A 7,561-nucleotide genomic window follows, 5' to 3' on the forward strand; every position below is an offset into this window, starting at 1 on the left:
CATCCGCAAGACCGCCGAATTGATCTCGGAAATCTCTGCGGCCTGCCGCGAGCAGGATATCGGCGCCTCGCAGATCAATGAAGCGATCCAGCAGCTCGACAAAGTGACCCAGCAGAACGCCGGGGCCTCCGAAGAGATGTCCGGCACGTCGGAAGAACTCGCCGCCCAGGCGGAAGAACTTCAGACCTCGATTGCCTTCTTCCGCGTCGATCGTGCGGCAGGTGTTCCGGCGTCCGCCCAGCGCCGTCCGGCACCCGTCGCAGCCCGCCCTGCGGCGAAGTCCACTGCGGCACCGGCTCGCAAATCCGACAACAGCGTCAATGCCCAACAGGCCCGCGCCCGCGGTTTTGCCCTCGACATGTCGATGGGCGGTCCGGATGCCGACGACGCAGACTTCAGGGAAAGCGCTTGATCATGGCCGGCACGTCCTCCGAATCCCAGTACGTCACCTTCTCCCTCGACAACGAGGTCTTCGCGGTCCCGGTTTCCGTGGTTCGGGAAATCCTTGACCATGAGGATGCCTTCAGGATCCCGCATGGGCCGGAATACCTGCTCGGTCTCAGGGACGTGCGCGGCCAGGGCGTGCCGGTCATCGATCTGCGTCTTCGTCTCGGCATGACGAAGACCGAGAAGACGCCGCACACGCGCGCACTCGTGCTCGATGTGCCGATCGGCGAAAAGACCCTGACACTGGGCCTTGTCGCCGACCGCGTCTACGAGGTCATTCCCTTCCGCAACGAGGAAATCGAGGGCGCGCCTGATATCGGCGTGCGCTGGCCGTCCGATTACATTGCCGGCGTCGTGCGCCGCAATGGCGGCTTCGTCGTCATCGTCGATCTCGCCCGCCTGTTCTCCGGCGCGGAGGTGGCGATGATGGGTTCGGCAAACCGTCTCGCCGCTACGGCATAATTCAGGAGAGCGGCGTGGGAGCAGCATTGCGGGCGCAGGCGAGCGAAGACGGCTTGACCAGCCGGAATTTCGAGGCGCTGTCGCGCTATATCTACGACTATAGCGGTATCAAGATGCCGATCACGAAGTTGACGATGCTGGAAGGCCGCCTGCGGCGCCGTCTCAGGGCCACCGGCATTCCCAATTTCAACGCCTATTGCGACTATCTCTTCAAACACGGCGGTATCGAGAAGGAAGCGATCTTCCTGATCGACGCCGTCACGACCAACAAGACGGACTTCTTCCGCGAGCCGAAGCATTTCGAATTCATGGAGCGCACCGGCCTGCCGGAACTCGCCGCCGCCGGACACAAGCGGCTGCGGCTGTGGAGTGCCGCCTGCTCCATCGGTGCCGAGCCCTATACGATGGCGATGGTTCTGCAGGATTTCGCCGACACCACACCGGGTATCGACTACCGCATTCTCGCGACCGACCTTTCGACCGACGTGCTGCAGGCCGCCCGCCGCGGCGTCTATCCCCGCGACATGGTTCAGCCCGTGCCGGCGGACGTGCAGCGGCGCTACGTGATGGTTTCGCGCGACGCCGCACGCGGCGAAGTGCGCATCCATCCACGGCTACGCGCGACCATCGGCTTTGCCCGCATGAACCTCATGGACAGCGCCTATAAGGTGGGCGAGCCCATGCACATGATCTTCTGCCGCAATGTGCTGATCTATTTCGACAAGCCGACGCAGGCCAAGGTGCTGTCACGGCTCTGCGATTGCCTCATCCCCGGCGGCTATCTCTATGTCGGTCACTCCGAAACGGTCACCGGCATTTCCCTGCCGGTGCGCCAGGTCGCCAACACGGTTTTCAAGAAGATCTGATGCCCCTTCCCGGCCGCAAAATCCGCGTTCTCATCATCGACGATTCCGCAAGCGTGCGTCAGGCGCTGACCCATGTGCTGGAAGAGGACCCCGAGATCGAAGTGATGGGCGCGGCCTCCGACCCTTTCATGGCGGCGAAGAAGATCCAGGAAGAGTTGCCCGACGTCATCACGCTCGACGTGGAAATGCCGCGCATGGACGGCATCACCTTCCTGCGCAAGATCATGTCGCAGCGGCCGATCCCCGTCGTCATGTGCTCCTCGCTGACCGAGGAAGGCTCCGAGACGCTGATGCAGGCACTGGAAGCCGGCGCCGTCGATATCATCCTGAAACCGAAGATCGGAGCGGCCGATCATCTCGCCGAATCCGGCACGCGCATCCGCGAGGCGGTCAAGGGGGCGGCCGTTGCCCGCCTCGGCACGAACCGCCGCAGCGCCGCCGCAAGCGGCCCGACGGCAAAGCTCACCGCCGATGCCGTGCTGCCCCCGCCGACCGGCCGCGCCATGGCCAAGACGACGGAAATGGTCGCCTGCATCGGCGCCTCGACCGGCGGCACGGAGGCGCTGCGCGTTCTCCTGGAACAGTTGCCGGCCAATTCGCCCGGCATCGTCATCGTCCAGCACATGCCGGAGAAATTCACCGCCGCCTTCGCCAAGCGGCTGAACAGCCTCTGCGAAGTCGAGGTCAAGGAAGCGGTGCACGGAAACCCCGTGCTGCGCGGCCATGTGCTGATCGCACCCGGCGACCGCCACATGATGCTGGAACGGCAAGGCGCCCGCTACCATGTCGCGGTGCGCGAAGGCCCGCTCGTCTCGCGCCACCGGCCCTCCGTCGACGTGCTCTTCCGCTCCGCCGCCCGCGCGGCGGGTGCAAACGCCATGGGCGTGATCATGACCGGCATGGGCGATGACGGCGCCCGCGGCATGGCAGAGATGCACCAGGCCGGCGCCTATACGGTGGCGCAGGATGAGGCGAGTTCCATCGTCTTCGGCATGCCGAAGGAAGCCATCGCCCACGGCGGCGTCGACAGGATCCTGCCGCTTGACCAGCTCGCCCGCGAAATCCTCGCCGCCGACCGGCGCCGATAGGGTAAAAGCACGCTATCTCTCTGTTTTCATGCAACTCCGCGCCGAAAACGATCGTACCCCTTCGTTCGGAAGTTTCCGGATTTTCACCACCCGTTAACCATAATTGGCGACAGTGAAGAGACACCATGCAGGGTGTTTTGTTCGAGCGATGACCGGCTCACGAACCGATCCGGAGAGGCCATGCCCGTCATCACCTTCGCCAACACCAAGGGCGGCGCCGGCAAGACGACCGCGGTGCTTTTGCTTGCGACCGAGCTTGCCCGTCTCGGCTTTCGCGTCTCGGTGCTCGATGCCGATCCGCAGCACTGGATCACCCGCTGGCATGAAAACTCCGAGGGCGCGCTCGGCAAGCGCCTCAATGTCGTGCCCTATGTCACTATGAGCACGATCGACCGGCAGCTCGCCGAGGAAAAGGCCCGCGCCGATTTCGTGCTGATCGACCTGCCGGGCTCGCGCAGTTCGCTCCTCGCCAAGGCCGTCGGCCATGCCGACTATGTGCTGATCCCCGTGCAGGGCTCGGCGATGGACGCCCAGGGCGGCGCCAATGTCATTGAGCTCCTGCACTATCTCGAAGACAAGGCCAATATCCGCATCCGCCATTCCGTCGTGCTCACCCGCGTCAACTCCATGGTGACAACGCGGGCGATGAATGCCGTGAAGGACCTGCTCGCAGCCCGCCGCGTCCATCTCCTGGAAACTCCGATCATCGAACGCTCCGCCTTCCGCGACATTTTCGGCTGCGGGGGAACGCTTTACTCGATGGACGCCAAACGCGTCAGCAACCTCGACAAGGCGCAGGAAAACGCCCGTGCGCTGGCGCTCGAGGTGCTCAAGCAGATTCCGGCCACCGTCGCTCCGGCAACCAACAGCCTGAAGGACGTGGCATAACCCGCGATTTGCTCCCTTCGCAGAAGAAGCGCCGGACGTGGGTCAGAAGCGAACCTTGACCATGCCCTTGAAGACGCGGCCCCAGCCGGGATAGTCGGGCGCGACTTCAAATTTTTCATCGAGCAGATTATAGGCACCGGCCTCGAAGACAAAGTTCTTGTCGAACGGCTCCCAAGTCAATTGCGCGTCGAGCGTCCAGTAGCCGTCCATCACGGCGGCTGTTTGGTTGCCGTGGCGTTTGCCAATATAGTTCGCCGCAAGGGTCGCCTTCACATTCGCCTCGCTCACATAGGTGAGCGCGACTTGCCCCGCATGCCGCGGCAAGAAAGGCAGAGCGCGACCGAAACCAAAGCTTGAGGGATCCTTGTCCTGCGAAGAGGCCAGTGCATAGGTCGCTGAGAGACCGAAGCCGTGATCGAGCGCCAGATTGCCCGTAATCGCCACGCGATCCGCCTCAGCCTTCCGGGAATCAAAATTCGAGAGCAGTATGACGTCGCTGATCGACAGATCGTGAAAAATCTGATGCTGATAATCGACCGTCGTGAAGAAGCGATCTGACCATTCGGCATCCCATTTGAGGGCGAAGGTATCCGCGTAGCCCTCCGCACCCACGCCGAACTCATTCGGTTGCAAGCCCAGAAGCCCGATCGGCGCAAGTGTGGGCGTGCTCATGTCAGTTCCCTGACGTATATAGCCGGCGCGCAACCAATGGCCTTCCGCTGGCGTCCAGGCAAGCCCGATCCGCGGCTCCAGACGGCTGATGTCGTCGTCTCCACTCATCAGCGTACCGAAGAGCCCGTATTCGGCCTCCAGGCCTGGCGCGATATCGTGAAGCACATCGACATAAATACGACCGTAGAGACTGCTTTCCTCGATCCGGGTCGGCGGCAGTGGAATGCCCACAACCCAATCGCTCTCCTTGGCCGTACGCATGATCGACCCGCCCTCCATGCCGTAGCGCCAAGTAAGATCATCGGCCTCGAAGATGTGCTGAATAGCCGCCACATAGTTTTTCTGGTTCACCTCGGCCAGGCGGTCGAGGACCAGCGGGAACGGTGTGATATTCTGCCTCAAGCCAACATCAGCGGAAGAATAGAACAGAGCTGTGTTGACAACGTTGCGATAGTCGATCGTATGGCTCCAGCCTAATCCTGCGGTCGTGAAAGACGTGTCCAGACCGTATGTAAAGGCCATCGGAGGCGTCGACGGAATAGGTACGTCGAAATCGAATGTAGACTTGTTGTGATTGATATAAGCAACCAAGCGGTCATCGGGCGTGATCGTGGACGTCACATAGCCAGTAGCGCTCGACACTTCCGTTTCGCTGTTGATACCAAACTGCGTCACGCCATTGTCGATGTTCCGCGTCTGATCAGGCGTTCTAGCATATTCCAGATTCAGATATCCGCTGACGGGTACCGGCTCGTTCGCATAGCCTTGAAGCTCTATTTGCCCGTTTATCCCTTCCGTGCCGGGATTGAACGTCGTTCCGACACCGACCATTCCTTCAAAAAACGGGCGTCGCAGCAGGTTCGCCGAGCGTGATCGACCAGACAGCATATGCGGATCAAGCAGCATGCCCTGAAGGAACGAGGAGAAAGAGCTGCTGTTCTGCGTATTGGTGATGGCATTGCCGCCGTAAAAGAAGGCATTGGCGAGCGGATTCGTTCCGCCCCGCAAGGATTGGTCGATATAGGCGCTGCCGGAAAAAGCATCGAAGACAGCGTCACCATAATATTGCCCCCAGGCGTCGAGTCCCTGCAGACGAAAAGCGTTGTTCAGAGTTGAGCCCGCATCCTGATTGGCGCCGAGCGAAGCATAGTGACCACCTTGGGCTCGTGATCGGCGAAGGAATTCCTGCGCATAGTGGATCGCCCCCTGCGCATCGTATTCGTCGATCGCGATGGCCGTGCGGACGGAGGAGATGACAGGGTCGTTCTTGTCCAGCCGTTCGGCATTGTCGAGGGCCTGTTGCCCCGGCTCACGGGCGCCGCCTTCATAATGCGCGGCAGCCAGCATGAGCTGGGATTGCGAATGGGCCGGGTTGGCTGTCGAGGCCGCGAGAAGATCGTCCAGCGCCTTGTCGATCTCGCCGGTCTGCAAATAGTACCGGCCGCGTGCCAGGAAAGCGATGCTGAACGACGGATCGGCGGCAATCGCGAGATCGATCTCGCGCTTCGCGTCCTTCATCCGAGACTGGTCGAGATAGAAGATGGCCAGATTGGCGTGGCCGATCGCGCTTTCCGGATCCAGTGCGATCGAACGCTTCATCGCCGCTTCTGCCCTGCGCTCATCACCGCGGGCACTCTGGGCGAGACCGATATCGTTCCACACCATGGACGAACCCGGCATGAGCGTCGCGGCGCGGTCGAGGTCCGCGAGCGCAGCCTCTATATTCCCCTCGAAATCCCCGCGCAACCGCGCACGGGCGATAAGAGCCAGTGCATCGTCAGGATCGATCGCCAGTGCCTGATCAACCGCCTCGCGCATCTGCGCGCGATCGTTGGTGAGCTGGGCGAGAAGCGCGCGGATCGCGGGCAGCGACGATTCCCCTGGAAAACGAGCTTCCGCCGCCTTGATGGTCGCAACCGCCGCCGGGATATCCTCCAGGAAACCGGCGGTATAGGCCTTCATGACGGCCGAATAGGGATCTCGCACCTCCGTCGGCGGCTTCAGAGCGAGCCTGGGACTGAGGAGCGTTCGCGCGTAATATTCGCCATAGGCCGCAATCGCCCGGCGCTTCGGGTCAAGAGCTGGCATTGCCTCCGCAAAAAAGCGGGCTGCGTCGTCATAACGCTTTTCCGCGCCGGCCACGAGCGCGTCGAGATAGGCCACGCGCGCCTTGCCTGCGCGCGACATCGGCCTCTTGCGGGCCTCGGCCAGCGCCTCCAGAGCCGGTCCCCGCCCTTCGAGGCTGAAGCGCGTCTCCGCAAGCGTCAGCCAATCCTCAGCACTTCGCCGTTCGGGTGCAATCGCCTGGACCCGTACGTCTTCCGCGCGCATCTCCTTGACCGGCAGCGGGTTGGCCGGCATGAAGGTGAAACCGTCGCGCAGCGTAATATAGAAGAGCATCTGCTCACGATCGTCAGGCGTCACGATCACGAGTTTCTGCGGTGCCTGGCCCGGCGTGGCGACGGCCGCCTCGCCCTGCGCCACCTGGACACTGCCGTAGTCGTTCTTCAATTCGACCTGGCCTTCCAGCACGATCAGCGAGGTCTTGTCGCCCTGGACCGTCAGCGACCAGTCCGTGCCGCGGATCGCCGCCGTTGCCGCCGGGGTCTCGACCGCCAGCCCCTGCCCGCCACGCTCGGCGCGCGCCCACATCGTGCCGCTTTCGAGGTTGAGCATCGTGTCGCCGGCCGGCGCCATCTGCTTGACCTGAAGGGTGGAGTTGCGCCCGAGTCGCACCTGCGTGCGATCGGCAAAAAGGATTGCGAGCTGTCCGGTCGCATTGGTGCGCAGAAGATCGCCGCCCAAAAGGTTCTGATGGCGCACGACATCCTGCCAGTTCGACAGGTCGACGAAACGCACCTCCTCGCCCAGCTTCTGATCGATGACCGAACCGGCCACCGGCCTTGCGCCGCGGTCGAGAGGATCGGCAAGCGACGCGCCGGCCTGAGCCACGAGAAGGCTGCCCGCCAACAGCGGCACGGTCAGAACGGAAAGCGACGCGATACCCGCCCGGTATCGGTACAGATGCTGGTGCCTGTGCAATCCAACCCCCAACTGGATGCGGAAGACCGCGTGAGACCGGCTTGGAATTTGCCCTGGTCGCCTCGGCCGCAGGAAAATCACGCGGGGTGGAAACAG

5 protein-coding genes and 1 pseudogene are annotated in these 7,561 nt (G+C 62.6%); 5 read left to right on the forward strand and 1 reads right to left on the reverse strand.

Features of this window, described 5'->3' with window-relative positions; genetic code table 11:
- The 5 genes and pseudogenes from ACOZK4_RS23470 to ACOZK4_RS23490 form a co-directional block, all read left to right on the forward strand.
- Positions 1 to 412, forward strand: a pseudogene (locus ACOZK4_RS23470) (methyl-accepting chemotaxis protein); the annotation flags it as partial.
- A 2-nt stretch (positions 413 to 414) separates the two neighbouring features.
- Entirely contained in the window at positions 415 to 909 is a 495-nt protein-coding gene (locus tag ACOZK4_RS23475; RefSeq protein ID WP_313524964.1) for a chemotaxis protein CheW, read from the forward strand.
- Between the two features lie 14 nt (positions 910 to 923).
- Complete coding sequence (locus ACOZK4_RS23480; RefSeq protein ID WP_421594117.1) at positions 924 to 1,775, forward strand: CheR family methyltransferase; 852 nt, start codon at positions 924 to 926, stop codon at positions 1,773 to 1,775.
- Positions 1,775 to 2,863, forward strand: coding sequence for a protein-glutamate methylesterase/protein-glutamine glutaminase (locus tag ACOZK4_RS23485; protein ID WP_421594118.1), 1,089 nt, complete (start codon positions 1,775 to 1,777; stop codon positions 2,861 to 2,863). Before ACOZK4_RS23480 ends, ACOZK4_RS23485 begins: the two co-directional genes overlap by 1 nt.
- Positions 2,864 to 3,043: 180 nt before the next feature.
- Entirely contained in the window at positions 3,044 to 3,751 is a 708-nt protein-coding gene (locus tag ACOZK4_RS23490) for an AAA family ATPase (RefSeq protein WP_421594119.1), read from the forward strand.
- Between the two features lie 42 nt (positions 3,752 to 3,793).
- Here the strand turns inward: ACOZK4_RS23490 and ACOZK4_RS23495 are convergent, their stop codons facing one another.
- Entirely contained in the window at positions 3,794 to 7,393 is a 3,600-nt protein-coding gene (locus tag ACOZK4_RS23495) for a FecR domain-containing protein (RefSeq protein ID WP_421594159.1), read from the reverse strand.
- Positions 7,394 to 7,561 lie beyond the last annotated feature (168 nt).

Source organism: Shinella sp. M27 (genome assembly GCF_049199905.1).
GTDB lineage: Bacteria > Pseudomonadota > Alphaproteobacteria > Rhizobiales > Rhizobiaceae > Shinella.